Raw genomic sequence first — 1,056 nt, forward strand, 5'->3', positions numbered from 1 at the left:
GTGCTGTGGAGCCCCTTCCGAAGCACGACACGTTCGTGGTCCCGGGGCGCCCCTTCCATCTGATGTTCCGATCTGCTTGTCCGAGGAGTGAGAGCACGTGGTCGACGAGTCTCTCGGCCCGGTGGGCGCCCCCGCCACACCTCCCGCTGCCCGGGCCGTCTTCGGTGACCGACTGGAGCTCGCCGAGCAGTTCGTCGCGATCCTGAGCCACACCGGTATCAGCCACGGTCTCATCGGGCCCCGAGAGGCGCCGCGACTGTGGGACCGCCACGTGCTCAACTGCGCGATCGTCCATGAGGCCATACCGCGAGCCGGTGAGGGGCAGCGCGTCATCGACGTGGGATCGGGCGCAGGCCTGCCCGGACTGGCTCTGGCCATCGCCCGGCCCGATCTGGAACTGCACCTCGTCGAACCCTTGGCGCGTCGCACCGGGTGGCTGAGTGGCGCCGTGGCGCAGCTCGGTCTCGCCAACGTCGTGGTCCACACGTCCCGCGCCGAGGGGCTCTGGGACCGCGTACGGGCCCCGTGGGTGACCGCTCGCGCAGTCTCGAGGATCGTCCAGCTCGCCGAGTGGACATTGCCGCTCCTGGAGGCGCACGGCAGCCTGCTCGCTCTCAAGGGAAGCCGGGCGACGCTGGAGCTAGCAGACAGCCGTACCGCCCTTGAGCGGCTCGGCGTCGTCGACGCGGAGGTGGAGGAGTTCGGGGCGCGTCTGCTGCCGGAGGCGACGATCGTGCTGCGGCTCACCATCGGCGAGGAGGTCGACCGCCGGCGCTTCCGGAGCCGCCAGCCCTCCAGCGCCGGGTCGGCCCGTCGGCGGGCCGACCGGCCACGCGGTTCCCGACGCACCGGCACGGGAGCGAGCGACCGACGGCCTCGTCAGCCATGATCGTGTCCAGACCATTTCGCAGGCCGGTACCCGTCGATCCTTTCGTCGGACGAGCCGCAATCCCGGAGGTGCACTCCCTGTGACCATGTCGACCAACCTGGGCTGGCCCAGTGGCCCGGAGCCGTCCCCGGAGCATCGTCGGCTGGGGTGGCTGGGACGGGGTGGGA

General features: G+C 71.1%; 1 protein-coding gene. It reads left to right on the forward strand.

Going from position 1 to position 1,056, the window contains the following annotated elements:
* Nucleotides 1–97: 97 nt before the first annotated feature.
* Nucleotides 98–889, forward strand: coding sequence for a 16S rRNA (guanine(527)-N(7))-methyltransferase RsmG (gene rsmG, locus ABD194_RS18940; RefSeq protein ID WP_343994371.1), 792 nt, complete (start codon nt 98–100; stop codon nt 887–889).
* Nucleotides 890–1,056 lie beyond the last annotated feature (167 nt).

The organism is Terrabacter terrae, assembly GCF_039529575.1.
In the GTDB taxonomy this organism is placed as follows: Bacteria; Actinomycetota; Actinomycetes; order Actinomycetales; family Dermatophilaceae; genus Terrabacter; species Terrabacter terrae.